At 33.1% G+C, this 25743-nt stretch carries 31 protein-coding genes; 6 read left to right on the top strand and 25 right to left on the bottom strand.

All coding sequences use genetic code 11. The features are described from left to right. The first annotated feature begins 461 nt into the window (after positions 1 to 461). Positions 462 to 716, top strand: a complete 255-nt coding sequence (locus CD29_RS13595) for a GlsB/YeaQ/YmgE family stress response membrane protein (protein ID WP_197061768.1) — start codon at positions 462 to 464, stop codon at positions 714 to 716. A 50-nt stretch (positions 717 to 766) separates the two neighbouring features. Here the strand turns inward: CD29_RS13595 and CD29_RS13590 are convergent, their stop codons facing one another. Further along, on the bottom strand, positions 767 to 1492 hold the full coding sequence (locus tag CD29_RS13590) for a lytic transglycosylase domain-containing protein (RefSeq protein WP_036187874.1): 726 nt from the start codon (positions 1490 to 1492) through the stop codon (positions 767 to 769). Between the two features lie 124 nt (positions 1493 to 1616). Between CD29_RS13590 and mscL the strand changes: the two genes are divergently transcribed. Beyond that, entirely contained in the window at positions 1617 to 2000 is a 384-nt protein-coding gene (mscL, locus tag CD29_RS13585) for a large conductance mechanosensitive channel protein MscL (protein WP_036187873.1), read from the top strand. Between the two features lie 173 nt (positions 2001 to 2173). After that, positions 2174 to 3283 (top strand): methionine biosynthesis PLP-dependent protein, encoded by a 1110-nt coding sequence (locus tag CD29_RS13580; RefSeq protein ID WP_036187872.1) that lies wholly within the window; start codon positions 2174 to 2176, stop codon positions 3281 to 3283. Between the two features lie 54 nt (positions 3284 to 3337). On the opposite strand, the gene CD29_RS13575 is transcribed toward CD29_RS13580, so the two are convergent. From CD29_RS13575 to CD29_RS13560, 5 genes are all read right to left on the bottom strand, one after another. Further along, positions 3338 to 3772 (bottom strand): CBS domain-containing protein, encoded by a 435-nt coding sequence (locus CD29_RS13575; protein WP_036187870.1) that lies wholly within the window; start codon positions 3770 to 3772, stop codon positions 3338 to 3340. Positions 3773 to 3869: 97 nt separating this feature from the next. After that, complete coding sequence (locus CD29_RS13570; protein ID WP_036187867.1) at positions 3870 to 4484, bottom strand: SCO family protein; 615 nt, start codon at positions 4482 to 4484, stop codon at positions 3870 to 3872. 106 nt (positions 4485 to 4590) lie between these two features. Beyond that, positions 4591 to 4716, bottom strand: a complete 126-nt coding sequence (locus CD29_RS20040) for a YvrJ family protein (protein ID WP_081976257.1) — start codon at positions 4714 to 4716, stop codon at positions 4591 to 4593. A 98-nt stretch (positions 4717 to 4814) separates the two neighbouring features. Further along, positions 4815 to 5033 (bottom strand): DUF2922 domain-containing protein, encoded by a 219-nt coding sequence (locus CD29_RS13565; protein WP_036187865.1) that lies wholly within the window; start codon positions 5031 to 5033, stop codon positions 4815 to 4817. 22 nt (positions 5034 to 5055) lie between these two features. After that, positions 5056 to 5274 (bottom strand): DUF1659 domain-containing protein, encoded by a 219-nt coding sequence (locus CD29_RS13560; protein WP_036187862.1) that lies wholly within the window; start codon positions 5272 to 5274, stop codon positions 5056 to 5058. 210 nt (positions 5275 to 5484) lie between these two features. Between CD29_RS13560 and CD29_RS13555 the strand changes: the two genes are divergently transcribed. Then, the gene (locus CD29_RS13555) at positions 5485 to 5895 is read left to right on the top strand and encodes a DUF2621 family protein (RefSeq protein WP_036187893.1); all 411 of its coding nucleotides are present in this window, start codon (positions 5485 to 5487) and stop codon (positions 5893 to 5895) included. Between the two features lie 52 nt (positions 5896 to 5947). On the opposite strand, the gene CD29_RS13550 is transcribed toward CD29_RS13555, so the two are convergent. From CD29_RS13550 to CD29_RS13495, 12 genes are all read right to left on the bottom strand, one after another. Continuing rightward, positions 5948 to 6439: a CcdC family protein gene (locus CD29_RS13550; protein ID WP_036187860.1), complete on the bottom strand. Its 492-nt coding sequence runs from the start codon at positions 6437 to 6439 to the stop codon at positions 5948 to 5950. A gap of 216 nt (positions 6440 to 6655) precedes the next feature. Continuing rightward, positions 6656 to 7015, bottom strand: a complete 360-nt coding sequence (locus tag CD29_RS13545) for a response regulator (protein WP_036187858.1) — start codon at positions 7013 to 7015, stop codon at positions 6656 to 6658. 29 nt (positions 7016 to 7044) lie between these two features. Further along, positions 7045 to 7755: a cytochrome c biogenesis CcdA family protein gene (locus tag CD29_RS13540; RefSeq protein ID WP_036187855.1), complete on the bottom strand. Its 711-nt coding sequence runs from the start codon at positions 7753 to 7755 to the stop codon at positions 7045 to 7047. 232 nt (positions 7756 to 7987) lie between these two features. Further along, entirely contained in the window at positions 7988 to 8908 is a 921-nt protein-coding gene (rarD, locus tag CD29_RS13535; protein WP_036187853.1) for an EamA family transporter RarD, read from the bottom strand. A gap of 113 nt (positions 8909 to 9021) precedes the next feature. After that, positions 9022 to 10806 (bottom strand): ABC transporter ATP-binding protein, encoded by a 1785-nt coding sequence (locus tag CD29_RS13530; protein ID WP_036187851.1) that lies wholly within the window; start codon positions 10804 to 10806, stop codon positions 9022 to 9024. After that, complete coding sequence (locus CD29_RS13525) at positions 10803 to 12560, bottom strand: ABC transporter transmembrane domain-containing protein (protein WP_036187848.1); 1758 nt, start codon at positions 12558 to 12560, stop codon at positions 10803 to 10805. Before CD29_RS13525 ends, CD29_RS13530 begins: the two co-directional genes overlap by 4 nt. Positions 12561 to 12791: 231 nt before the next feature. Then, positions 12792 to 14045 (bottom strand): ABC transporter permease, encoded by a 1254-nt coding sequence (locus CD29_RS13520; RefSeq protein ID WP_036187845.1) that lies wholly within the window; start codon positions 14043 to 14045, stop codon positions 12792 to 12794. Then, complete coding sequence (locus CD29_RS13515; protein ID WP_036187844.1) at positions 14038 to 14937, bottom strand: ABC transporter ATP-binding protein; 900 nt, start codon at positions 14935 to 14937, stop codon at positions 14038 to 14040. The genes CD29_RS13520 and CD29_RS13515 overlap by 8 nt, the downstream gene beginning before the upstream one ends. 14 nt (positions 14938 to 14951) lie before the next feature. Continuing rightward, positions 14952 to 15488, bottom strand: coding sequence for a DUF2812 domain-containing protein (locus CD29_RS13510; protein ID WP_052124162.1), 537 nt, complete (start codon positions 15486 to 15488; stop codon positions 14952 to 14954). After that, positions 15485 to 15799 carry a PadR family transcriptional regulator gene (locus CD29_RS13505; RefSeq protein WP_036187842.1) on the bottom strand — a complete coding sequence of 105 codons (315 nt, stop codon included), beginning with the start codon at positions 15797 to 15799 and terminating at the stop codon, positions 15485 to 15487. The genes CD29_RS13510 and CD29_RS13505 overlap by 4 nt, the downstream gene beginning before the upstream one ends. 141 nt (positions 15800 to 15940) lie before the next feature. Beyond that, positions 15941 to 16795 (bottom strand): N-acetylmuramoyl-L-alanine amidase, encoded by an 855-nt coding sequence (locus CD29_RS19715; protein WP_052124161.1) that lies wholly within the window; start codon positions 16793 to 16795, stop codon positions 15941 to 15943. Positions 16796 to 17052: 257 nt separating this feature from the next. Continuing rightward, entirely contained in the window at positions 17053 to 17241 is a 189-nt protein-coding gene (locus CD29_RS13495) for a DUF6954 family protein (RefSeq protein ID WP_036187841.1), read from the bottom strand. A gap of 290 nt (positions 17242 to 17531) precedes the next feature. Between CD29_RS13495 and CD29_RS13490 the strand changes: the two genes are divergently transcribed. After that, entirely contained in the window at positions 17532 to 17852 is a 321-nt protein-coding gene (locus CD29_RS13490; RefSeq protein ID WP_036187840.1) for a CotD family spore coat protein, read from the top strand. Between the two features lie 122 nt (positions 17853 to 17974). Here CD29_RS13490 and CD29_RS13485 read toward each other — a convergent pair whose 3' ends face one another. From CD29_RS13485 to CD29_RS13470, 6 genes are all read right to left on the bottom strand, one after another. Continuing rightward, complete coding sequence (locus CD29_RS13485; RefSeq protein ID WP_036187839.1) at positions 17975 to 18394, bottom strand: hypothetical protein; 420 nt, start codon at positions 18392 to 18394, stop codon at positions 17975 to 17977. Between the two features lie 261 nt (positions 18395 to 18655). Further along, positions 18656 to 19849 (bottom strand): toxic anion resistance protein, encoded by a 1194-nt coding sequence (locus CD29_RS13480; RefSeq protein ID WP_036187837.1) that lies wholly within the window; start codon positions 19847 to 19849, stop codon positions 18656 to 18658. A gap of 236 nt (positions 19850 to 20085) precedes the next feature. Further along, positions 20086 to 20226 (bottom strand): YjcZ family sporulation protein, encoded by a 141-nt coding sequence (locus tag CD29_RS20035; RefSeq protein WP_081976256.1) that lies wholly within the window; start codon positions 20224 to 20226, stop codon positions 20086 to 20088. A gap of 160 nt (positions 20227 to 20386) precedes the next feature. Further along, on the bottom strand, positions 20387 to 21154 hold the full coding sequence (locus tag CD29_RS13475) for an NRDE family protein (protein ID WP_036187834.1): 768 nt from the start codon (positions 21152 to 21154) through the stop codon (positions 20387 to 20389). Positions 21155 to 21177: 23 nt separating this feature from the next. After that, on the bottom strand, positions 21178 to 21333 hold the full coding sequence (locus CD29_RS20305; RefSeq protein WP_156111895.1) for a hypothetical protein: 156 nt from the start codon (positions 21331 to 21333) through the stop codon (positions 21178 to 21180). Positions 21334 to 21820: 487 nt separating this feature from the next. After that, entirely contained in the window at positions 21821 to 24433 is a 2613-nt protein-coding gene (locus tag CD29_RS13470) for a calcium-translocating P-type ATPase, PMCA-type (RefSeq protein WP_036187832.1), read from the bottom strand. Positions 24434 to 24698: 265 nt separating this feature from the next. Here CD29_RS13470 and CD29_RS13465 point away from each other — a divergent pair, with 265 nt between their 5' ends. Next, positions 24699 to 25013, top strand: coding sequence for a YbjQ family protein (locus CD29_RS13465; RefSeq protein WP_036187830.1), 315 nt, complete (start codon positions 24699 to 24701; stop codon positions 25011 to 25013). 58 nt (positions 25014 to 25071) lie between these two features. Here CD29_RS13465 and CD29_RS13460 read toward each other — a convergent pair whose 3' ends face one another. Continuing rightward, complete coding sequence (locus tag CD29_RS13460; protein WP_036187828.1) at positions 25072 to 25689, bottom strand: DUF4878 domain-containing protein; 618 nt, start codon at positions 25687 to 25689, stop codon at positions 25072 to 25074. Positions 25690 to 25743 lie beyond the last annotated feature (54 nt).

Genomic DNA, 25743 nt, shown 5'->3' with positions numbered 1-25743 from the left:
AGGTCTTCAAAATGAAAGCATTTCGAAGACCTTTTGTCGACAATCTGAAGCCTAAGTATTTACTTAGGCTAGGTTATTAAAGAGCTATGGAAATATTCACCTTAAAAACATTAAGTCAAATGTTAGGTTAATTAGAATAATTGAATGGAGTAAAACAAAAATAAAACCTTTGCGATTTATCTCTTTCTCTACTTTAGGATCCATAAAGAACACCTACCCCATTTTAAATTTTGTTCTAATTGTGAAAATTATATGACATTTTTTCTGAATTTGCAAAATATTTTGAAAATTTCATATGTACTTTAACTACATTTTCCCTTTTTAAAACTTTTTTCACATTTCCTTAATAATACATGTATACTTTTCTGTTTTTAATAAAAAATGATAGTACAGACATTTCATAATTGAGCACATCGATTTAAAAATGAAGTGCTAACTTACAAAGGAGATGGACAACTATGATGAGCTTCATTTGGTTCTTAATTATCGGCGGTGTTTTAGGATGGTTAGCAGGTGTTATTCTTGGAAGAGATGTTCCAGGAGGTGTGATAGGTAATATTGTTGCAGGTATCATCGGTTCTTGGATTGGAAGTGCTCTACTTGGTAATTGGGGTTGGCAAGTTTCCGACTTTTATGTATTCCCTGCACTTGTGGGCGCTCTTATATTAATATTTATTGTTTCGTTCATTATGCGTTCATTTAGAAAAGCAACATAACGATAGAAAATGGGTCGTCTCTCAAGATAATAGTGACGACCCTTTTCCTTTTAAAAATCAAAATTATTATTCATCGATGCATAACTTTCTAATTCTTTACTTACCCCTTCATACTGGTTGTAAAAATGAAGAACGTCTTGCACATATTGTTCACTATGATTGTAGTGAAATATAGCTTTTTCTATTTCACCATCTGTTGCACCAGATGCGGAAAGATAGTTTGCCGCACTATGTATAGCATCTTCAATATGGAATGGATCCGCTTTACCGTCCCCGTTCGCATCAACACCATAGCCACCGTATGTTTTTATTACGTCAGGGTTTGTTTTATCAGATGCAGGAATTTTCCCTTTCCCTAACCCTGTACATGTAGGATGGTCCCAACCGACAAAAGTACATGGCATAAATTGCATATGTCCTTCTGCGCCAACAGGGGAAACGAGGCTTTTCATTGTTGAAAACCGTGTTTCAACACGGTGATGTGCTGCAAGTAAAGTCCATGGTACATCATACTTTTCTCCAGCTGAAATATAAATTGGAATATATTCTTCAGGAATTTTAATGTCAAAATTAAATTGTATTTTTTCAAATTCTGTTGTTGGTTTATCTTCTGCCGAATTTACTAAAAATGGTAGTCTTTCATTTATTTGTTGCCAAATAATAAATGAAGAATAATATAGAACGATTGAAATAGGTAATAGAATGATTATTAATAATAATTTAATGCCTGGACTTAGAAATGGTTTTTTCTTTTTTGTTTTTTTCTTTGTACCCATACAAGCCCCCTCAAATAACAATTGTTGAAAAATCATTTATTTCTTGAGATAGTATAAACTCTAAAGTATAAAGAACAATACAATTTTATACTAAACTACATTTAAAATCCAAGGAGTTGATAGTATGTGGAAAGATTTTAAAGCCTTTGCTATGAAAGGGAATATTGTAGATCTTGCTGTAGCTGTTGTAATTGGTGGCGCATTCGGCAAAATTGTTACGTCACTTGTTGATAATATTATCATGCCGCTAGTTGGAATTATACTGGGTGGTGTTGATTTAACTAAAAGCTTTGTAATAGAAGTTGGAGAAGGCAAAATGGAGTTAGGTATATTCTTACAATCAATTATTGATTTCCTAATTATTGCATTTTCAATCTTTATGGCTCTAAGAGTACTTACAAAATTTAACCGTAAAAAGAATGAGGAAGAAAAAGCTGTTGTAAAAGTAGACACGAAAGAAGAATTATTAAAAGAAATACGAGACTTACTAAAGGAACAAAATAAATAAATTTAATAATAATCTGATTTATAATTGTAAATTTTATATTTGTTAAGAAAAAACAAAATAAAATAGTTCCAAACTTGGTTGTTTTCACTACTTTATCATGATAAATTGTATAAATAATAAAAATTATTAATAATTTTTAAAAGATCAATGTAATGATAGAAAGAGTGAAACAGATGACTAAAAAAGCTATTGAAACAAAATTAGTTCAATTGGGAAACTTAAGTGATCCAAGAACTGGAGCTGTTAATCCACCGATTCACCTGTCAACTGCGTACAAACACGCTGGTGTTGGACAATCTACTGGATACGACTATACACGAACTAAAAATCCTACTCGTGAAATTCTAGAAAAAGGAATTGCTGATTTAGAATCTGGCGATGCAGGTTTTGCGTGTAGTTCAGGTATGGCAGCTATTCAATTAGTACTTTCATTGTTCAGACCAGGTGATGAAATCATCCTACCTGATGATGTTTATGGTGGTACTTATCGATTATTAAAGTCTTATAGCGAAATTTACAATATCTCACCAAAATATTTTACTCCAGAACAAGACGTTGAAAGTTTAATAACAGAAAATACAAAAGCCATCATACTTGAAACACCAACAAATCCACTTATGTTAGAGTTTGACTTAGATAAGTTTGCAGCCATTTGTAAGAAACATAATATCCTATTTATTGTTGATAATACATTCTACACACCGTACTTCCAACGTCCAATTGAAAACGGAGCAGACATTGTTTTTCATAGTGCTACAAAGTACATTGGTGGTCACAACGATGTATTAGCAGGTTTAGTAGTATCTAAAGGACAAGAACTAAGTGAAAAACTTGCATTTGCACATAATGGAATGGGTCTTGTTCTATCTCCATTTGATAGTTGGTTGTTAATTCGCGGTTTAAAAACTTTGCATTTACGTTTAAAACAACATGATGCAAATGCTAAAAAGGTTGCTGCTTATTTAGAAAGCGAACCGCTTGTAACTGATGTTTTATATACAGGAAAAGGTGGAATGCTATCCTTCCGAGTGAAACATCCTGAAATGGTAAATCCTTTCCTACAAAAGATACAATTAATCACATTCGCTGAAAGTCTTGGTGGAGTTGAAAGTTTTATAACTTATCCTGCTACTCAAACTCATGCTGATATACCTTATGAGGAAAGAATTGCTCGTGGTGTAGATGACCGTTTATTACGATTTTCTGTTGGTATTGAAGAAGCAGAAGATATAATAGCGGATTTAAAACAAGTATTTGAACAGCTACGTAAAGAATTTGAATAACCATTAGAAAACCGCTTGGCGCCATATATTAGGCACCAAGCGGTTTTTTTAATGTTAATGTCGATATTTATCTGGTTCTGAAATATCACTTAACGCTTCCCCAGCTTCGTTCACGAAAATATTTTCTTGTGCTAGGTCACCAATTGCACATATCCCCATAAGATTTCCGTTATCATCTACAACTGGGATACGTCGAATTTGATGTTGTGCCATTAATCTTGCACATTCATGAACATCTGTATCGGGAGAACATGTTACCACATCATGTGTCATCACATCATGACAATGTACTTGACTAGCATCATTTCCTTCAGCAATACATTTAATGACGATGTCACGATCCGTAATCATCCCAATTACTCTGTTAGAATCACATACAGGAACAGAACCACAGTCCACATCTCTCATAATTTTAGCGGCTGTTGTTAAGGATTCATGAGTTGTACAAAACTGTACATTTTTTGTCATAATTTCTGAAACTGTTTTCATAATTTAACCTCCTTCATCATTCCTTAATAGTATTTAACAAAAGTAGAAATTTATAAGTAAAAAAGCTAACAAGGAAATTTACCTTGCTAGCTTTTTATTATTTACCTAATCGATCTTCTATTAACGTTTTTATATCAATTGCGATTGTATCAAAAGGCACTCCACCTTCAGCTTCAGAGTAACCTGAATAGTTTTTCACTAATGTGCCTTTTTCGTCAACAAGATGGAAAGTAACCATGTGCATTACTTCGCCACCATCCGCTGGTTTTTTAACTAATGTTTTGAATGAATCAAGTGCAAACTGTTCAATAAAAGTTTGATCATAACCAGTGAGTAAATGCCATTTCGAATCATCAGGTACTGGGTATAGACTTAAATAATTTGTAAGAACTTCAGGTGTATCGAATTCTGGATCAACAGAAAATGCAACGATCTTATAATCTTCCACACCACGTTCAATTAAATTGGATTGTATTTCTGTCATATTAAATGTCATTGGTGGACAAACAGTCGTACAATTTGTGAAGATGAACATAGCAAGCCACGGTTCGCCTTTAAAATCTTCTAATGTCACTGTATTGCCTCGATGGTCTGTCATAGTAAAATCTTCAATTGGATAATTTACATCTGGTTTAAATTTGTAATTACTACATGCCCCCAGGATCGTAGCAACTATCATGATTACGAAAAGACTGCTTAATCTTTTTTTCATTTCATCAACTCCCTATTAACTACTTCCATCTTAACGAAAATCATGATTCATGTACAATCTTTGAAGTGACATAATATTAACAAATTTGTGAAATACAATTCACAAACTAATCATTCATTCCAATAATGGCAGTATGGATTGCTTCTAATTTTGTTTCAATTCGATATAGTAAATAGAATGAAACCACTATTGGAAATCCTATTTCTTGAATTAACAAAACGAATTCTTCCAACTTCCTTCCTCCCTTTTGAATTACTAATGAAAATGCCGACATTATCTTCAAAAGACGATGTCGGCAAAATCCTGAAATGTTATTGCGTTAAAGATTGATTAGACTAATTCAAGTTCTGACACATTTCTTTCTACTATTCGAGCTTGATTAATTCCTATAATGGCATAACCCTCACTATGAAACACATCTTGGTCAATAATTGTTTGCATAGCCGTTACGACCTCAGCTGGAGTAATATTTTCTTTCGGCTCGCTAACGGATAGTGTGAGTGTTTTACCATTTTCGAGATTAAACTTCATTTCTAATGTTAATGCCATTTCAATTTCCCTCCTTACTTAATTAGAATTTGATTGTTTCTGTTTTTGATTTTTTTGCTTGGTGCAATGGATATTTTGATAAACTTGCAATTGCTTGGGCTACTGAAGCAATTTTTTCCACCTCTACATTGTTCCGAACATTACGATATGTTTTAGTTGTTACTAGAGGCTTACCAAACTCATCAAGTCCAGTTTCAAAAAGAAGTTTTAAATTAGCTTCTTCGAAATTGTAAGTTGCCATTCTCTCACCCCCTTCACCTATTTATATAGTGAGTTCGAGGGGGAAAAGAGACATTACTAGTGAAATATTTTTTAAATCCTTTTATAATGATAGATAGTGATTAAGTTAGTTACTTGAACATTGCAAATATCTCAAATTAATGGAGGAATACTTTCAGGTATTCATAATTGTGAGATTAATGAGGTGAAGGTTTTGTTAGAAGGTTGGTTTATGTGGTTTATATTGTTTTGGGTAATAACTCTGCCGGTTATGATGGGCATTGGCGGGTTTTTTATGTTCCGCAAGTTTTTAAAAGCATTACCAAAACAAGACGGATGGTCAGATCTCGATTGGCAAAACTACTATATTAAAAAAACGGTCAATTTATGGGGTAAAGAAGCGAAGGAACTATTAAATGAATTAGTAAGTCCTGTACCAGAACTATTCCGACAAGTAGCAAAGGAAAAGATTGCGGGGAAAATTGGACAACTTGCACTGGAAGAACGTGCGAAGGAAATTTCAAATGATATTATTATCCGTGGATATATTCAAGCAACACCAAAACGTGATCATAAGTTTTTACGTAAAAAATGTGAAGAAATGAGTATTGATCTATCTCAATACGAACATCTTTTCGATTGAATGGAAAAAGGGATTAGTTTTGAAGTTTGACTTCAAAAACTAATCCTCTTTTTTATGCAGTAGTTAGTCGTTTTTTAAGCTTAATATATTGTACAAGCATAGCAATTCTCCATGGCCAAAGCATTGCAAATGCTAGAGTCCAAAACATTCCTGCTAATTCCCCAACATCAAAGGATTCGGAAAGGAATAATTTTAGTAATATTCGCCCAACTAAAAGTCCTATCAAAATAAAGAAAAATGCTTTTGATCGCTTCATATAAATATCATTATCTCTGATTTCAAACTTAGAAGTTGCAATTAAAATGATAGAAAATAAAAAGCCTATACTTACAGCTTCTAAAATTTGTAATGGAGTTATCCGAAATTCTTCGAAAATAAACATCAGTGCACCTGTTGACATGGCAATAGGAGGAATTAATAACTTTTTAGGATTTACTGGTTTTTTCTGTGAACGCATTCTTGCAAACATAATCACGGTCCCCATAAAGATAGCCATGACTGTTGAACCTACTACCAAATATTGAGAAGGTATATTGGCGAACATAGAATCCCTCCTCTCGAATCTTCTACTTATTTCTGTTCTATCATAACGATTTTTTTTAGAAATTACCACTTGAAGCCTTTATGTTAATGGAATAACACCTTAATATTAAAAAACCTGACCTATAAATGGATATTTTTAGCTTATTATTATTTATGTTACTCTTTTTCATAAAAAAACCCTGCCTGGATTTGGCAGGATCTTAAATGCATTTCTACATTATACTCCTAAAATATTATCGACAACCATTTTGAGCTGTGTTGAATCGAATGGCTTCGTAATAAAATCCTTTGCACCATTTTCAAGTGCCTCAACAATAATTCTTTGTTGTCCTAAAGCCGTAATCATAATAATTTTAGCTTCAGGAAAACGGGGAATGATTTGCTTAACTGCTTCTAGTCCCGACATAACAGGCATTGTAATATCCATTGTCACAATGTCAGGTTGCAATTGTTCATAAAGTTCAACTGCTTCTTTCCCAGTCGTGGCAACGTTTACTTCAAATCCCCATTCTTTAAACATATTTCCAACTGCTGTTCTCATAAATAACGCATCATCTACAACTAATACTGTTGGCATACAATTCATTCCCTCTCACTTAAACACATTTAGAATCCTGTAAATCCACCAAAAATAGGTGTTAATACTCGAATGATGTAGGTAAGTCCATCAAAGAATAATAAAATACCTACTGCGATCATGATCCATCCACCAACTTTAACGATCTTGCCACTATTTTTGCGAATCCATCCAAGTCTAGAAATGAAAAATGATAACACAAAGAATGGTATTGCAAATCCGAAATAGTATGCAAGCATGTACCAAATACCAGAGCCAGGATTCGATGAAGCTAATAATATAATTGATGCTAATATTGGCCCTGTACATGGTGTCCAACCTGCAGCAAATGCTAAACCGATTAAAACCGACCCGAAATAACCTGATGGTCTATTTTTAAATTCAAATTTACGATCCTTCATTAAGAAGTCAACTTGTAATAATCCTACAATCATTAATCCAAATACAACAATTAGGATAGCTCCAACTTGTCTTATTAAATCCTCATAGTTTACAAAAATATCTTTAAAAATAGTTGCACCAAATCCGATTGCAATAAAAATAATTGAAAATCCTAACAAAAAGAATAGTGTATGTAAAATTGCACGTTTTTGTAGCATTCCTTTTTCATCTTTTAACTCGTTATAACTCATACCGGTAATATAAGATAAAAAAGCTGGATATAGAGGTAATGTACAGGGAGAAATAAAACTTAAAAATCCTGCACCGAAAGCAAAAAAGACATTAATATCTGTTCCCATATTTACCGCTCCTTACTATTAATGTCTCTATAGTATCAAACTTTACTAAAAAAAGCGTTGACTTTAACTATGAACAATTTATGACGAAATAATGAAATCTCTATTTTAAATTGCTAAATACATATATTGTAATAAATAGTTTATCATAAAATAACTTTTCTAGGGTATTTTTGTATAAAAAAGGACTGATTTGAATGTCATTTCTCATCAGTCCAAAAGCAAAATAATCTAACTATACGTTAACTGCTTCTTTTTTAGCAGCATGACGTTTTCTAATTTCTGTTATTGTAGAAGTTGCAAATATGATTACCGCTGCCCAAATAAATGTGAATGAAATAAAATCAGTCGTTGTAAACGGCTCATTATAAAGCACAACACCCGTAATTAAAGCAACTGTTGGTGTAAAATATTGAAAGAAACCTATTAAATATTGTGGTATTCTTTGAGCTCCTTTGGAAAACAATACTAAAGGAACTGCTGTTATGATGCCGCCTAATATTAGAAGAATATCTGTTGTTATATTAACAGAAAATAATACTGGTTCACTACTACTCCATAAATAGATATAAAATCCTAGTGCTATTGGGAATATAAATAATGTTTCTATAGCTAAACCACGTGTAGCATCTAAAGTAATCTTCTTTTTCAATGCACTATAAGTAGCAAATGATATAGCTATAAGTAATGCTACCCATGGAATTTGTCCATAACTAATTGTCAAGACCATTACACCGATAAATGCTACAGCTACCGCACAAATTTGAGCTTTGGACAATTTTTCTTTGAAAAATATCATACCAAAAACAACAGTAATTAAAGGATTTATATAATATCCGAGACTGGCATCTACGACATGGTCATGAGTAACAGCCCAAATATATAAGTACCAGTTACAAGTAATTACTAATGATGCAGACAATAAGGCTAAGAAGAGCTTTTTATTTTTCCACAACGATTTTATATCTTCAATTAACTTTTTCCTTTGTTTAATTAGCAAAATGAATAACGTTGTAAATACAAAGGACCATATAATTCTATTAATTAATATTTCTATACTATCAACATGTTCTAATAGTTTCCAGTATAAAGGAAAAGCTCCCCAAATTATATATGCAGACATAGCATATATAATCCCTTTATTTTCTTCTGTCATTCTTACACCTTCTTATGATTATTCCAAAATAATAAACCAATTATAGTACTGGGATTTTCCAATGTAAATGGTTTTAGTTTAGCCCACTCATTTTCTTTATGAAACAATCATAATTATTTAGCAACATTTTCTTCTACTATTCCATTTTGTAATAGATACATTTTATGATATAAACCTTTTTGTTCTAGTAATTGCTGGTGTGTTCCCCGCTCTACGATTTCCCCTTGATGAAGTACTAAAATTTGTTCAGCATCTTGTATAGTTGAAAGTCGATGAGCAATTGCAATAGTTGTACGGCCTTTTCGCATCTTTTCTAATGATTGTTGAATAGCCACTTCTGTTTCTGTATCGATTGCAGCTGTCGCTTCGTCGAGTATAAGTATTTTGGGATTTGCTGCAACAGTACGAGCAAAGGCTATAAGTTGACGTTGACCACTTGAAAACGTAGAACCTCTTTCTGTTACCTTTTGTTTGTACTTGTTCGGTAATTTTTCAATAAATTGATCAGCTTGAACGAACTTCGCAGCATCTACTACAGCATTATCTGTTAAACTTCCATCAAACAACCGGATATTACTTTCTATCGTTCCGTAAAAGAGGAACGAATCTTGAAGTACGAGCCCAAGCTTTTTCCGAAGTTCTTTTTTACTGTAGGATTTAATCGATTTTCCATCGATAATGATATCACCTTGTTCAAATTCGTAAAATCTCATTAAAAGATTAATAATGGAGCTCTTTCCACTACCTGTGTGACCTACTAGAGCGACGGTTTCACCAGGATTCACTGTAAAGGAGATATTTTTAAGTACATCTGTTTTACCATCATAACTAAACGTTACATTGTTAAATTCTATACGACCCTCTTTAATCTCCGCTTTACTTTCAATTTGTGACGGTTCAATTTCCGGATCATCTAAAAGTTCAAATACCCTTGATGCAGCAACAATTGCTTGTTGATAAAATGCTAAACGTTCCATTACTTGATTGATTGGATCAAAGAATCTGGATACATATGTAATAAAGGCGTAAATCATCCCAACCTCTACAGCTGTACTAAAACTTGTAATCCCAAAGAACGTTAGTATTAGGATAATTGCTATAAAATAGACTAAGTCAATAACCGGACGAAGTAGCACTGCATTTAATCTTGTATTGTTCATCATTGCTTGGAAATGCTGATCATTAATTTCATTGAATTCTTCATTAAATCGATCTTCTTGACGGAATACTTGAACGATATTCATACCCGAAAGTGTTTCAGACAATTTTGCATTCAGTTGACTTAACTTTTCACGCATTGTCATGTAAACTACTGAACTAAACTTTCTGTACAAAAAGATTACTAAAAAGATGATTGGTAGTAGTACAAGTGCGAATAAAGCCAACATCGGATTTAGTAAGAACATAGCGAAGTAAACACCAGTAATCAAAAATGCCGCTTGCACATATGCGATTAAAACAGAAACGAATAAATCCTTAATTGCTTCTGTATCATTAGTTGCACGAGATACAATTGACCCAGCAGGTGTAGAATCAAAATAGCGCATACCAAGCCTATGAATTTTTGAGAAAACATCGATTCGTATTTGTTGTACTACATTTAAAGCAATCTCCTGAAATTTCACTAGTTGAAGATAACTTATAATTACATTAAGTATTTGAATTATCATGTATGATACTGCCAAAAAGATAATTGGATTTGTGTCAAAATTTAATGCAGCAACGTGGTCATCTAGAAACACTTTAATTAAATAAGGACCGATTACATCCCCTGTAACAGTAAGAATTAGTAGTAATAAAGCTATCACTACTGCCTTTTTATGGGGAACTAAATAACGAATTAAGCGAAATAGTACTTTACGTTGTTCTTTACCTGAAAGGGCTGTTTGTTTACTCATTTAACTTCCCCTCCCTTTTCTACTAATTGTTCTAATTGTTGTAGATTGTACATTTCAAAGTATCGACCTTTTAGTTCCATTAACTCTTCATGCGTTCCTTTTTCAACAATGCTACCTTCATGCATAACAATGATGATATGGGCATGTTGGATTGCACTTAAACGGTGTGAAGTGATAATTGTCGTTTTATCTGAACGTTCTTCTTTTAAAGCTTCAAGAATCGCTTCTTCAGTTTTTGCATCTACAGCCGATAGTGAATCATCTAATATTAAAAGCTCAGGGTTAGAAAGAAGCGCTCGTGCAATTGAGATTCGTTGTTTTTGACCACCTGAAAGAGATACTCCTCTTTCTCCGACAACAGTTTTATAACCATCTGTAAAGCGTAATATATCCTCATGAATGTGTGCTAATCTTGCAGCATATTCAACCTGATTAACGTCTGCATCAGGATTTGTAAAAGCAATATTGTTATAAACTGAAGACGAAAATAAGAAATGATCTTGCGGAACATAGCCAATTGATTCAAGAAGTCGCATTTTACGATAATCGTCTATTCTTCTACCGCCGAAGATTATTTCCCCTTCATATCCCTCAAATTCACGTAATAACAACTTTAGAATTGCTGTTTTACCTGAACCTGTCTTTCCAACAATTCCTAACGTTTCTCCACGATTTAATTCAAAATTTACATTTTTTAAACTTGGTCTTTCATCACCTGGGAATGTAAACTTATTCACATTGAATATTAGATTTCCATCTGGTCGCTCGTTTATAGCATTAGGTTTATCTTCAATTTCTACAGGGATAGAAAGTATGCTTTCGATTCGGTCATAGGATGCAGAACCTCTTTCCATAATGTTAAATAACATTCCGAATGCAAGCATTGGCCATACAAGCAAACCTAGATATGTATTAAAAGCAACTAGGTCTCCAATTGTCATGGACCCTTCCACAATGAACTTAGCGCCGAATCCTAAGCTTAAGAAGAAGCTGATCCCAATAATTAAACTTATAGTTGGGTCAAACAATGAATCTACACGTGCTACTTTCATATTTTTTGAGACGACTTCACTAGAAAGTCTTTTGAAATCATCAATATCTTCGTTTTGTTGTCCGAATGTTTTAATGACCTTGATCCCAGTAATACTTTCTTGAGTTTTGTCATTCAAATCAGAAAAGGCCGATTGCGCGATATGGAATCGTTCATGTAAAAGCTTTCCATAATATGTGGAAGAAATTGCAACTAAAGGCATTGGGATTAGAGCAATTAATGTTAAACGCCAATCAATTGTAATCGCCATTGCTAGAATGACAAACGTACCTGTGGTGATAGAGTCAAAAAGTGTTAAAACTCCCCCACCAGCTGTTTGTTGGACAGCTGATACGTCATTTGTTGCATGTGCCATTAAATCACCAATTCGACGTTGTTGATAAAAAGATGGACTCATTTTTGAAAAATGAAGGAACAGTTTTTTCCTTAATGTCATTGCCATGTAATTCGATGAACCGAAAATCATTAAACGCCAAAAATACCTTAGTCCATAGATTAATAGGGATGATAGAAGAATAATACCAACCCACATAAGCAGTGAGTTCGTCGTTAATGTACCTAGACCAATTTCATCGATGGTATAACCGATTACCTTAGGGGGAATCAATTGCAATATAGCGACAAGCATTAGCGCTAATAGTCCAACGATATATTGCTTTTTTCTTTCTTTAAAAAACCAGCCAAGCTTAAAAAATACGTTCATCATAACACCTTCATTTCATCATCAAATTCATCAAAACGACTTAAATCTTCTAATGTTGTAGAGTTTGGAAGACCAACCTATTTTAGCAAAAGTTCAATCATCTGAAAAGCGATTCAATTCTGAATACTTAATAATCGGGCAAAAGTCTGAGGTCAATTTTCAGTCTTTTAGGAAATGAAAAAAGCTTATCAAAGAACCTTTGTTCAAAGAAAAGCTTTTTTCTATAAAATATTATTTTGTCGTTACTTTAAATACCGTTTTGAATTTTTGGATTATGCCACCTGAACTATAAGTTAATACGCTTCGTTTATAGAACGATAAACTAAATAAGTAACCTAATACCACTGTTGCAATGAGTACGCCTAATGAAAGAATTGGTTCAATTGGAGAAAGATCCGTTGCACCAATTCGCATTGGCATTACCATTCCAGACGTTAATGGAATATAAGAGAATATTTTAATTAATAGTGTGTCCGGATTTGCTATACCAGAAATCATAACATAAAATCCTACTAGTAAAAGCATCATTGCTGGTGTTAATACTTGTGAAGCTTCTTCAACCTTAGAAACAAGTGAACCAAATAGTGCTCCAATGATTAGGAATAACACTACTGTTAAAAAGATAAATGCAATGACGTAGAATACATAAGAAAGTGATAATTCGCTTATTAATGATTGAACCATATCAAAGCTTGATGCATCTGAAGTAGATGTAAAATCTTTTAAACTTAACAATATGAAAATAGCTCCGATAATAATTGCAAATTGAGTCACTGCTAAAAGTAATACTCCATTAATTTTTGATTGGAAATGTGTTCCTGGTTTTACGCTAACTAAGAGCATTTCTAATGCACGAGAACCTTTTTCTGATGCAACATCAGTTGTAATCATTGATAGGAACATCGTAACAAAGAAGTAAATGACAATCCCTATTGCATATGAAGCAAGTAAACCAGAAGTTTTTTCTCCTTCACTTTTACCACTGATTTTTTCATTTAAATTCGTCATAGTTATAACAGGTTGACTATTTAAAATCTTTTCTGCATCAGTAGCAGATAAATTTAAAGCTTGGATTCCGAAAATTTTAGATGCGTAATCAACATAAGAACTAATTGTTGACTGAGCATTTAATGGTAAAGGTGTATAAGTAGCAATATCAGCTTTTAGTTGACTATTTAATTCAGAAATTGTAACAACTGCATCCAATTCATTTTTTTCAAGTTGACTATGCAATTCTTCAATCGATGTATCCAGATAACTAAAAGTAATATCATCATTTGATGTAAAAATTGTTTTAATATCAACATCTGTCTCATTTACAAGCGCTACATCGATTGGTTCATCTTTAAAAATGAGATTTGCTATATCGCTCCAATATACAGCTACAGCTATAACTGCAACATAAAGTAATGATAAGGAAATAAACGATTTGGAACGGACTTTTTGTTTATAAACTTGTTTCGTTAAAATCCATAGCTTATTCATGCTCTCCACCTACCTTGTCTTTGAAAATTTCATCTAATGATAAATAATCTAGACTAAATTTCTCTATATAATTTCCATTTGAAACAACATCAAAGATAGGTTTTGCATAAGATTCATCCATTAAAGTTAGAACTATATCCTCTCGATCTTGTTTTATTTCTTTTACGCCGGACATTCTTCCCAGTTGTTCGGTTGAAACATTTGTACGTATCGTAAGTTTCGTTTTACCATACTGTTTCTTTAAATCTAACAAACTACCAGAAAATAAAGAGACTCCACGTTTTAGTAAGCAAAGATGATCACAAAGTTCTTCCACATTATCCATCTGATGACTTGAGAATAAAATCGTTGTCCCTTGATTTTTTAATAGAAGAATAGCATTTTTTAATAGATCTCTGTTTACAGGGTCAAGACCACTAAACGGTTCATCTAGAATTAAAAATTGTGGTTTATGAATAAAACTAGCAATCAATTGAACTTTTTGCTGGTTCCCTTTTGATAATGTTTCAGCTTTATTTTTACGTTTGTCCTCTAAATCAAAGCGATTAATCCAAAAATCAATTTCTTTTTTTATTTCATTTCGGTTCATTCCACGAAGTTCACCGAAAAAGTATAACTGTTCTTCCACTTTCATTTGAGGGAAAATACCACGTTCTTCAGGTAAATAACCTAAAATATCCCGGTTTACACTATTTATAGGCTTACCTTCCCAAGAAATCGTACCTGAAGTTGGTTCTTGCAAATCTAGAATCATACGAAATGTCGTCGTTTTTCCTGCACCATTTTGGCCAATAAGCCCGAAAATTTCACCTTTACCGATAGAAAAGTTTAAATCATTTACTGCTGTGAAGTCTTTATACTTTTTTACTACATGCTCTAGTTTTAATGACATTGACAAACTCCTTTCTAATCATGGAAAATATCTAAATTTGACTTTAACGCTTTCCTTCTTTTAAAGACTATGATCAACGGAAATGTGATTAAAAGGGCGGCAATAAAATTAGCTATCCCAATACCGCGCGTAAAATTGGAATCAAAATTTAGCGAATTACTAAAACCAAAAAAGAAATTAATTAGGGCGAAGAAAACAAATAAGTAAATAATACGGTTTAAATATTGAATTTTTGAACTAGTATCAGAATATAGTTCGAATGGTCCTTCTGAAAATTTTTTCCGGAAGTAAGCCCATGGACCAAATTGCGCAACGAGTTCCACTCCCGTTTCATTTAAAAAGGAGATGTATTCTTTGCTGTTATCTTTTTTACCTAAACTAGTAATCATTTCGTTGCGATAAATATATTCACCAGGTTCCCCTTTTACAAATTTAAAATTACCTACTCCAAACTTTACTAAGTGCCAGCCTTTTAGACACATTTCATTGACCCACTGTTCTTCTTTTTCATAATCAAGGAAAAATCGTATTTTAGTCAATTTTTTAGTCAATCGTTGTCACCTCTTGTTATACGGATACCATTGTCATAAAGTTCCTTTAATCTTAAAATTTCGTATTCAATCATTTCTTTTCCTGTAGATGTAATGATGTACTCTTTTTTACGACCATCATCATCAACGGGTTTAATCCACCCTTTATCAAGTAAAGTTTTAATTGCACCATAGATTGTACCGGCCCCTAACTTTACGCGATCATTTGTCAATTGTTCGGTAAGTTGTATAATTCCGTAACCATGTCTAGGTTCGTATAAAGAAAGTAAAATATAATATACACCTTCAGTTAGTGGTGGATGTTGAATCATGCTGAGTCACCTCCGTTATATTGAGGTCCGATATATCACCTGTCGATATAAATATATCAGCAGCCGATATAGCTGTCAACAATATTTAATAAAAAATTAAAACTCGACCAAAAAATGGTCGAGTAGATGGAAAACAACAAATTATTTAATTTCCAATGTTTTTGCAATAATTAAAGTACTAATACCTAACAGCTCGATAGTTGTTAAGACGCCGCTATCCAGTTTTTCTAACCACAGTTCTTCAATAATCTTTTCAGATATACCTTTCTCAATCATCCTTTTAATAGTTTCCGGATTGGTTAAAATATCTTCTAAATCGGTTATTAAACTCGGTTCCGTAAAGTTACTAGTTGGTATTGTTTTGTCTAATACCGATTTAAGCTCATGAGCTGACGATTCTTCAACAAATTCATTTACTTCTTGAGATGTCGTTTCCGGTATCTTTTTAATCATTGGATGACCTGGCTTTACAAACTGGATTAATTCATTTGCAATGGCAATACAAATCTCTTCAAATTTTTCTTTGTAAATAGCTACATCAACTGTTGAATTTACAAAGCAAATCTCAATTAATATGGATGAATGGTCTGTATTATTTAAAAAAGGTATGTTAATTCGCTTTTTTCCACCACGATTGCGTAAACTACTAGCATTTGAAATGGATTGACTAACTTTATTTGCAAAATTTCTTAATTTATCAGATTGATATAATACTTCTGTACCAATTCCCGTATCATGCCTGCCACTAGTAGCGTTGAAATGTATGCTAACATCTAGTTTTCGCGATGTTTTGTTATGATGACTAATGATGTAATCGAGGTTCTGTGCGTGAGAAGTAGAATAATTATCTACTACTTGGTTAACCCCGACACTTGCAACTCTTAAGAGCTGAACAACTCGATTTACCACTTTTCTAGCTTCTGTCACTTCATCGATTAAATCATGTGTTCCACTACCAGGTAAGTAATGACCTGGACTAATCGTAATTAAACTCAAAAATGATACACCCCCATTCCTCCTTGACTTTCATTGTGATTGTAAAGTTTTAGTGTAATCACATAGTAAATAGCAAGTCTATTTCTATAGTACGTTAGAAATACATTGTTTTTAGGGCGATTATAATTAGTAAACAATTTATTTTTATTAGTTTCTGGATAAAAACCTAAGACAACTGTAAATTTTCTTGGAAAACTGTTTAATAAAAATACTAGTGGCTACAAGAGTTTTTCTACTCAAGATAGCCACTAGTACAATTAACGGCGATTCAATTTTTTAATAAATAAAATAAGTAAGATTACTAGTACGACATAAATAAGGAATACAATAAATAGTGTGATCATTCGTTCATTGAATGAACCATCTGCAAATAAGACAGGTCCTAAACCGAAAAATGTTACACCAATAAAGAGAACGAAAAATATGACATAGATTATCCACTTCATGATGAATCCTCCTCATTTTTAGTGTATCGGTTTTAGTGAAAAATGATACTAGCTATTAGAACATCTCGAACTTCTTTTAAAATACCACTCCTAAATACGTACATATAGAAACTCCTATTAGGTATTCAACTATTCTCTTATCGTAAAATTAGGTGAATAACTAACTATCATAAATATTTGAAAATTCATCATTAATTTTCGTGAAAAATAGGTATCTATCTAGTTAGGCATTGGTGTGCCGAATATGTTAGTACTGTAAAACCAATATATGATAAAGGAGGTTATTATGAATGTATAATAGAAATTGTGGTTGTAATGGTACTCGTCATGTAACTTGTTGCCCGCCGAATGTGATGCCAACTCAATATGCACCAGCGCAAGTTTCACCAACAAATGAGGTGGTTCGTACAAATATTTTTAACACTGTTGTACCACATATCCACCCAACACACATCCGTAATGTAAACCGTCATATTACGCATAACCAACACTACTTCCCTGTTACAGAATCTACAGAAGATGTTTTCTCTGAAACAACTAGAAACTGTGGTACACCTGAAAATCCAAATCCAAATTGTTTCCCATTGCGTAGAAGAGGATTTGGATTCTAATTTCATAATAACAGGCATTGTATGTGACTTACAAAATTCGCTTGAAAAAGCGACTTTTGTGGTCACTTTTTTTATGTGAAAAAATAGGTGATCCGGTAAGTGGATCACCTACTGATAAAAAATTATCTACATCTTACTAATGTGTATACTCCTGTTGGGACAACAGCTGTTGCTGTTCCTGCAGGTGAAGCAACAAACGCTACAATTCTAAATCCTCTATTATATAGACATTGAAGTAATTCATTAATTAACATACCTGCAGTAACTGTACAACCAAAAATTGAAGCACCTGCTGCTGGGAAAATTACTGCTTGTGTTGTTAAATTGAATGTAATTGACGCAACATCACAATTTTCATCATGACACTTGTCTTTTTTGTCATCTTTTCTGTCATCTTTTTTATCTTCTTTTTTCTCATGTAATATTTTCTTCAATAGATCTTTAATATCATCTAATTGATCGTCGTTTTTCCAATTTGGATAACTCATTTTTTTACAACACCCACAATCTTCATATTTTTTTGTTTTTCCATAGTTATACATAATTTCACCCCCTTCTCAACTTCTATTACAGTATATTAATCTGCTATTTGTTGATTAAGGCGAATATACTAAGTTTTAAAAAGTTGATAGAAAAAAATTAATAATGAGCAAACCGTTTACTATTTATGAGGCAAATGATAGAGGGATAAATGATAGATGGTTATATGAATTAGATAAACTAGATACTTTACTTAAGAAACGATATTCACCCAAAATAAAAGAGTAATCCAAATCAGTTTGATTGGATTACTCTTTGTTAAATTACATATTTTTCAATTTTTCGTATTCTAATTGGAGCTTTTCAATACGCTTGCGTCCTTCTTCGCGATTACGAACAGTTTCAGCTTGAATTTGTTTTGTTTCTTCAATCCCAGCCATTATCGTTTGCCAAGTTTGTTCAATTGTTTCTATTTTAATGCTAGGTTGACCTGCCGAACGAGCAATGTTCACACTGTTTTGACGAATGTTCTCAGCATTTTTTAGTAACATTTCATTTGTTCGTTTGTCTAATTCATTCATTGAATCTGATACTAATTTTTGACGTCGAATCGTTACAGCATGAATAATCCCTTGTTTAAAAATAGGAATCGTTGTTACAAATGCAGAGTTAATCTTTCCGATTAAATGGTTGTTTCCTTGCTGCATTAAACGAATTTGTGGTGCAGATTGGAAGGAAACCTGTTGAGCCATTTCTAAATCGTATCTTCTTTGTTCTAACAGTTCGATTGCACGACGAAGAGATTCAAGTTCCATGATTGCTTCTTGATCACCTTCATTAGCACGTACTTCCAAGTTGGAAAGCTGGGGTCTTAATTCCTCAACTTTCACTTCAATAGCAGCAACATGTTCACTTAAGCTTTGGAAGTAGCGTAAGTTTTGATCATACATATGCTCTAGTTCAATAGTATTTTGTTTCATTTCCACTTCGTATTTTGTAATTTCGTTGTAAACAGCATCAATTTCTTTATTCATAGTTTCGTACTTGGAAAGTATTCTTTGAAGTTGTTCTTTTCCTTTACTAAACAATTTTGAAATGAAGCCCTTTTTCTCATCTTTAAAATCTTGAGGATCAAAACGATCCATGATTTTGTTAAGGTTATTAATAAGTGCGCTAGATTGTTCTAGTTTACTCGTACGAATTGTAGAAAGCATTCGGTCAGAGAATTTAGAAATCTCTGTAGCTGTCTCTTTCCCAAACTCTAATATGGCGATTTGATTTTTTTCATCGATTTTTTCAGCTAGAGCTTGTACTTGCGGTTCTTCTTTTAAGGCAAGTTGACGTTTGCGAATTTGAGACATTTCTTCTTGTGACACTAGCTGTTGTGGTTTCGCTTGTACTGGTAATTGCCCTGAAAGTGTTGGAGCTTGTGGTTCAAACTCCATGACACGGGTTGGAAGCGGCTCATTCTTCTTTGCATCTAAATCATCAAATAATGGGTTTTTTAAGTCAGACATGACAATCCTCCGATCGACAAAATAATAAACGTTGCTAAATTTTGGATAACTTATCTATGTACATTGTACACTAAAAGGTTGTTATTAAACCATACGAATTATAATTAGAAAAGTTTCATCTTGTTTTTACAATACATGAAAAAGCTTTTTCATAGGATAATAAAAAGGGATTCTAAAGTTACCTTTAGACCCCCTCTTTTAGGTGTAATTATTTACAAACTAATAATGATTAACTATTAGTATTTGTTGTTAACAAAAGTTGCACCGATGATAATTAATAGAATAAATAATACTACCAATAATGCAAAGCCGTTACCTTTGCCGTAACCTCCACCGTAGTTATCATAAGCTCCGCCCACTTGATTGTTGTATCCCATAATATTACCTCCTTATAAGTATAAGTTTATGAAGTAATGGATCATTGGAAGTCTTCGTATCTTTTTGAATTCTTTCTTAAATCCATCACTAATGTAATAAATGCGAAACAAACAAAAGGAAGCGTGACATTCGTTTAGATTTTAGAAGAAATTTTATTTTTTATTGTTGTGCTGTAAATTCAAACTTTTTATCGAATAGAAATTCTCCATCTTCATAAGTTCGTTCTACAAAAGTCACGTGATTATTAGCATCAATTAATAATACAGTTGAACAACGAGTACCATAATGAGGCATTTGTATAAACATTGGGGATAATAATTGTTCTAATTCAAGCCCAACGCCTGTATCCGGTAATTCCTCGACTGGCGCAGTCGTTCGATCGGATACTAGTTTAAATAATTGTTCAATTTCTATCTCCGACTTCGATTGTGAAGTTAAGTAATTTAGTTCTTTCATACCTTTTTTTACCTTTGGCCAAGGTGTATTTAACGAACAGTTGCTTAAGCTATATGTACCAGGTGAAATTTTAATTGATTTATCGAAAATATTATTGTAATGAAATAGTTCATTTCCATCGCCTATAAGAATATTGTAACCACCATATTGATGTCGATTTTCTTTTAAATTAGAAATAAATTCAATAGGGTCCAAATAACAAGTTAAATAATCCTTTACAATTTCCCCTCGTGATTTAGGAGCATTTGGCAGCTTTGGATTACGGAAATTCGTCAATGCTGCAAATCTACCTGACTTTGATATTCCTAACCATGTACCCATTTGTTGTAAATCTCGTCCTGCTAAGATTGTTGGTTCGTCTTCCCAAAAATGAGCCTCTTTTGTTGGACGTTTGTATTCTTCATCCCGATTAGCGACTACTATTAATTTATACTTTGGATGGTTTTGGAAGTGAAAGTTGATTAAACACATAAAAGACGACCCCTTCATTTGTTTTATTCTACGGATTTTTTTTCTAGTTTTTTTATTAATTCTTTTAAAAGCTCGTTTCCCTCTCTTAAAGCTGTTACAGTACTAATCATAAACCATAATACTATTAAACCTGGAATTGCGAAAAATAGAAATGAAACAAGATGAGGTGTAAGATCCATCAATATCTCCTTTTTTATGAAGTGATATTCAATAGATACTATTAATCATTCTATATTATGTATAACTTATAGGGTTCGAAAAACAGGCTGGGACATAAGTAAATAGGTACAATCCATCATTCAATTTGGATTGTACCTTTTTGATATAGTGACGTTCTTTTCCGATGCATGTCTTCGCGCATCCAAGGGAAGCCATGTGCCTCCGGGAGCTAAAGCTCTCCGGGGTCTCGGGCCAATAGGATGTTGGTCACAAAGGCGTTGCAACAGGACGTTGCGCTCTTAGCCTTTGATCCTTGAGGCTTCTACGTCCTGCAGGACAAGGAATGCTTCCTTGAAATATCATCGCAACGAGAAAATACTTTAGTATTTTCGAGAGAGTCTTCGCATGCCTCGGAAGCGACGACTTTCTAATATAGCGTTAGCAGATTTTTATTATACGTAACACTGACTTTTGGTTGAAAGTTATCATTTGTCCCAGCTTCAATTCTTACTCATTTATCCTTCTGTTAAAAACGAGTCTATAGAGTTGAATCACTACAAGAGGAGTGAATGCTAAACCGTAGATTGTAAATAATTCATCCACAGTTAATGTTGCTACTTCAAATACACTCATTAATGGAGGTACTAACAATACTATATGAAGAAGTACTACACCTAAAATGAATGCAAGCCAACTTATTTTGTTAGTAAATATTCCAATTTTAAAAATAGATTGTTGAGATCGGCAGGTAAATCCATGGAACAAACGAGATAAACATAAAGTTGCAAATGCCATAGTACTTGCTAAAACTGAATCACCGTGTGATAGTCCAATTTGAAACGCAGCAATTGTAACAATCGATATGATTAAACCTTCTAATCCAACATTGAGAGCAAAATTTTTGTTAAGTAAAGGCTCACGAATATCGCGAGGCTTGTTTTTCATAACGTTTTTATTGTATGGTTCAAGTCCAATTGCAATCGCAGGTAAACTATCTGTTAATAAATTGATAAACAGTAAGTGTACTGGTGCAAATGGAGCTGGTAAAGCGAATATAGTTGCAAATAAAACAACAAGAATTGCTCCTGTATTTCCTGACAATAAAAACTTAATGGAATTTTTAATATTGTTATAAATATTACGACCATTCGAAATAGATTTTACTATTGTTGAGAAGTTGTCATCAGTTAAAACCATGGAAGAAGCTTCTTTAGCAACTTCTGTACCTGTAATACCCATTGCAACACCGATGTCTGCTTGCTTTAATGCAGGACCATCATTTACACCATCACCCGTCATTGCAACGACATTTCCTTTTTCTTGCCATGCTTTAACGATCCGTATTTTATGTTCAGGTGAAACTCGTGCATATACAGAAATATTACCTACCAAGTCTTTTAACTCTTGATCGGATAAGTTTTCTATTTCTTTTCCTTCAATTGCTTCATACTCATCTTTTAAAATTCCAATTTGTTTTGCAATAGCTGCTGCTGTTATTTTATGATCACCTGTAATCATAACTGGTTTAATTCCTGCACTAATACAATCGGCTACTGCCTGTTTTGATTCTTTTCTTGGTGGGTCCATCATTGCTGTTAAGCCAACAAAGATGTAGTTTTCTTCATCTTGAAAGGAAACTTTTTTGGTTTCATAAATCGCTTTATATGCAAACGCTAATACACGTAAGCCATTTTGTGAAAAGTGTTGATTTACTTCTTCAATTTGTTTTTGATGTTGAGCAGTAAAAGGGATGACACCATCTTTTGTTTCAATCTGAACAACTCTTGATAAAAGAACATCTAAAGCTCCTTTAGTAACCATAATTGTTTGACCATCTATTTGGTGAACGGTACTCATCAGTTTTCGATCTGAATCAAATGGAAGTTCATCAAGCCGTGGGTATTTATCACGGACAATAAATTCATCAAGTTCGTATACTTCACCAAAATTGACGAGTGCAACTTCTGTTGGGTCACCAATTTCTTTACCCTCTAATGTAATTGAGTCGTTACATAATAAAGTCATCAAAACAAACTTATTATCTAGATCGTTTTCTAATTGTAAAGCATCGTGTTGAGTAATACGATCACCAACATAAACCTGTTGGACTGTCATTTTGTTTTGTGTGAGTGTACCTGTTTTGTCGGAACAAATGACAGAAATACTACCTAGACTTTCTACAGCATGAAGTTTCCGAATTATAGCATTTTCCTTCGCCATTTTTTGTGTACCAAAGGCTAATACTATTGTAACTATAGAGCTTAATGCTTCTGGTATTGCAGCAACTGCTAAAGATACTGCAAACATGAATGAGTCAACCATTTCACGTCCACGGAAAAGGTCAAGTCCAAAAATAATGATACATAAAACTACAATAATAAGAGCTAATCTTTTACCGAAATGATCTAAACTAACTTGTAATGGTGTTTTTTTCTCTTTTGCATTGTCCAATAGATCGGCGATTTTACCAATTTCAGTGTTCATTCCGATGTTTGTCACTACTATTTTTCCCCGACCATTTGTGACAAAACTTCCTGAGAAGACCATATTTTTTTTATCTCCAAGGGCAACATCTTCATTAGGGATTGCGCTCGTTGTTTTTTCGATTGCCAGTGATTCACCTGTTAATGAACTTTCATTTATTTGTAGACTATGACTCTCGATAATTCTTCCATCTGCACTAATAAAATCTCCAGCATCAAGTAAAAGAATATCTCCAACTACAACTTCTCTAGAGGGGATTTCGAGTACCTGACCATTACGCATTACTTTTGATGTGGGCGCTGCCATTGCTTTTAAACTATTTAACGATTTTTCAGCTTTTAAATGTTGAACAGTTCCAAGAATTGCATTTAAAATAACAACAACTAATATAACAATCGTACTTTCTAGTTCTCCTAAAAATGCTGAAACCAAGGCGGCAACGATTAGAATAATGACTAAAGAATCTTTAAATTGTTCAAAAAATACTTGAACACCATTCTTTCTTATTCCTTCGGTTAATTCATTATAGCCAAATTCTATTTGACGTTTTAATACATTTTCACTGGTTAAACCGTCTTCGTTAACATTTAAGTCTTGTAAAACTTCAATTGGCGACTTTTGATAATGTTCTTTCATTCAACATCCTCCAACTAGGATCAAATTTTTGAATTTAAATAAATCTTCACCAACACTATTATGTCCCAAAAACTAATTTAAACTTTCATACCTATTTTACATAATTTAGTATTCCAATCTTTTTTATGATAACAAAGGGATTTTATGAATTCAAATTTTCTCATTGATGGAAAATTTAACATAAAATTAAGAAAAATATGTATTTATTAGAACTTTTTTGGAGGATAATCGTATAGTAAGTATTACATTTAGGAGGTAAATAAAAATGTTAACAACAACAACTGGAAATGTAGAAGGTAAAACAATTGAAAAATATCATGGGATTGTAACAGGAGAAGCAATTATGGGAGCGAATTTTGTTCGTGATATTTTTGCATCGGTAACTGATTTAATTGGTGGTAGAAGTTCAGCATACGAAAACAAATTAGCTGAAGGCCGTAGTCTAGCATTACAAGAAATGCAAGAAGAAGCAAGAAGACTAGGAGCTAATGCTGTCATTGGCGTAGACCTTGACTTTGAAACACTTCGTGATGGAATGATGATGTGTATCGCAACTGGAACTGCTGTAACTGTTCGCTAAAATAATTAACAAAAATAAAACAGTTGTTGCCTATTTTTGCAACAACTGTTTTTTAGTTTTACATTCCTGAGAACATTTCTTCTACTTCTTTTGCATTCCCAAGAACCGCTTCCATTAACTGTTCGTTAGAAACAATTTTAAATTGGCCTTCGTTATTTTTAGTTAACGTAAGAGTAACATCACGAGTAATCATTTCTGCATCTTTTGAAGTCATTGCATTTGAAAGAATCTCGGTTGATTTTTCGTCCATTGCTTTGTTGTACTCTTCTTCAGTTTGGTCTTTGGCTGCTAATTCAAAAGCTACCCCAAGAATTTCTTGCATTGCCGTACCCATCGCTGCAGCAAAATCAAGAGATGTGATCTCTACAGTCACCTCAGCATTGTTTTCATCAATCGCAGTTTCTGTAGGTGTTTTAAATTGATAATTATTACTTATTCCTTGAACAAGTGCTGCTGTTGCTGGATCTTCGTTTCCTTCTTTTAAACCTGTAAAGTCAAATTCTTCAGAAGTGTTTTCTTTTGAAATATAAGTACTTGCTTTTTCTAAGTCACCCGCTTGCACAGATTCTAAAAATGCAGTAACAACGTCTACTGGTTTTGATGCTTCTTGTCCTCCGCACGCTGTTAGAATCATAGCAGTTAGTCCTAAACTGAACAAACTTATAAATTTTTTCATTGTAAGCCTCCAATAATAATTATTGCCTTAATAGTGTAGCATATAAGAAATATT

The organism is Ureibacillus manganicus DSM 26584, from assembly GCF_000772945.1.
In the GTDB taxonomy this organism is placed as follows: Bacteria; Bacillota; Bacilli; order Bacillales_A; family Planococcaceae; genus Ureibacillus; species Ureibacillus manganicus.
Note: the sequence above shows the minus strand (reverse complement) of the source record. Positions and strands in the feature narration are given on the sequence as shown.

What these genes read in the sequence shown, in the direction of transcription:
- CD29_RS13595 (WP_197061768.1), top strand. Translation starts at nt 462, where the DNA reads ATGAGCTTCATTTGGTTCTTAATTATCGGCGGTGTTTTAGGATGGTTA.
- CD29_RS13590 (WP_036187874.1), bottom strand. Translation starts at nt 1,492, where the DNA reads ATGGGTACAAAGAAAAAAACAAAAAAGAAAAAACCATTTCTAAGTCCA.
- mscL (WP_036187873.1), top strand. Translation starts at nt 1,617, where the DNA reads ATGTGGAAAGATTTTAAAGCCTTTGCTATGAAAGGGAATATTGTAGAT.
- CD29_RS13580 (WP_036187872.1), top strand. Translation starts at nt 2,174, where the DNA reads ATGACTAAAAAAGCTATTGAAACAAAATTAGTTCAATTGGGAAACTTA.
- CD29_RS13575 (WP_036187870.1), bottom strand. Translation starts at nt 3,772, where the DNA reads ATGAAAACAGTTTCAGAAATTATGACAAAAAATGTACAGTTTTGTACA.
- CD29_RS13570 (WP_036187867.1), bottom strand. Translation starts at nt 4,484, where the DNA reads ATGAAAAAAAGATTAAGCAGTCTTTTCGTAATCATGATAGTTGCTACG.
- CD29_RS13565 (WP_036187865.1), bottom strand. Translation starts at nt 5,033, where the DNA reads ATGGCATTAACATTAGAAATGAAGTTTAATCTCGAAAATGGTAAAACA.
- CD29_RS13560 (WP_036187862.1), bottom strand. Translation starts at nt 5,274, where the DNA reads ATGGCAACTTACAATTTCGAAGAAGCTAATTTAAAACTTCTTTTTGAA.
- CD29_RS13555 (WP_036187893.1), top strand. Translation starts at nt 5,485, where the DNA reads ATGTGGTTTATATTGTTTTGGGTAATAACTCTGCCGGTTATGATGGGC.
- CD29_RS13550 (WP_036187860.1), bottom strand. Translation starts at nt 6,439, where the DNA reads ATGTTCGCCAATATACCTTCTCAATATTTGGTAGTAGGTTCAACAGTC.
- CD29_RS13545 (WP_036187858.1), bottom strand. Translation starts at nt 7,015, where the DNA reads ATGCCAACAGTATTAGTTGTAGATGATGCGTTATTTATGAGAACAGCA.
- CD29_RS13540 (WP_036187855.1), bottom strand. Translation starts at nt 7,755, where the DNA reads ATGGGAACAGATATTAATGTCTTTTTTGCTTTCGGTGCAGGATTTTTA.
- rarD (WP_036187853.1), bottom strand. Translation starts at nt 8,908, where the DNA reads ATGACAGAAGAAAATAAAGGGATTATATATGCTATGTCTGCATATATA.
- CD29_RS13530 (WP_036187851.1), bottom strand. Translation starts at nt 10,806, where the DNA reads ATGAGTAAACAAACAGCCCTTTCAGGTAAAGAACAACGTAAAGTACTA.
- CD29_RS13525 (WP_036187848.1), bottom strand. Translation starts at nt 12,560, where the DNA reads ATGAACGTATTTTTTAAGCTTGGCTGGTTTTTTAAAGAAAGAAAAAAG.
- CD29_RS13520 (WP_036187845.1), bottom strand. Translation starts at nt 14,045, where the DNA reads ATGAATAAGCTATGGATTTTAACGAAACAAGTTTATAAACAAAAAGTC.
- CD29_RS13515 (WP_036187844.1), bottom strand. Translation starts at nt 14,937, where the DNA reads ATGTCATTAAAACTAGAGCATGTAGTAAAAAAGTATAAAGACTTCACA.
- CD29_RS13505 (WP_036187842.1), bottom strand. Translation starts at nt 15,799, where the DNA reads ATGATTCAACATCCACCACTAACTGAAGGTGTATATTATATTTTACTT.
- CD29_RS13495 (WP_036187841.1), bottom strand. Translation starts at nt 17,241, where the DNA reads ATGAAGTGGATAATCTATGTCATATTTTTCGTTCTCTTTATTGGTGTA.
- CD29_RS13490 (WP_036187840.1), top strand. Translation starts at nt 17,532, where the DNA reads ATGTATAATAGAAATTGTGGTTGTAATGGTACTCGTCATGTAACTTGT.
- CD29_RS13485 (WP_036187839.1), bottom strand. Translation starts at nt 18,394, where the DNA reads ATGTATAACTATGGAAAAACAAAAAAATATGAAGATTGTGGGTGTTGT.
- CD29_RS13480 (WP_036187837.1), bottom strand. Translation starts at nt 19,849, where the DNA reads ATGTCTGACTTAAAAAACCCATTATTTGATGATTTAGATGCAAAGAAG.
- CD29_RS20035 (WP_081976256.1), bottom strand. Translation starts at nt 20,226, where the DNA reads ATGGGATACAACAATCAAGTGGGCGGAGCTTATGATAACTACGGTGGA.
- CD29_RS13475 (WP_036187834.1), bottom strand. Translation starts at nt 21,154, where the DNA reads ATGTGTTTAATCAACTTTCACTTCCAAAACCATCCAAAGTATAAATTA.
- CD29_RS20305 (WP_156111895.1), bottom strand. Translation starts at nt 21,333, where the DNA reads ATGGATCTTACACCTCATCTTGTTTCATTTCTATTTTTCGCAATTCCA.
- CD29_RS13470 (WP_036187832.1), bottom strand. Translation starts at nt 24,433, where the DNA reads ATGAAAGAACATTATCAAAAGTCGCCAATTGAAGTTTTACAAGACTTA.
- CD29_RS13465 (WP_036187830.1), top strand. Translation starts at nt 24,699, where the DNA reads ATGTTAACAACAACAACTGGAAATGTAGAAGGTAAAACAATTGAAAAA.
- CD29_RS13460 (WP_036187828.1), bottom strand. Translation starts at nt 25,689, where the DNA reads ATGAAAAAATTTATAAGTTTGTTCAGTTTAGGACTAACTGCTATGATT.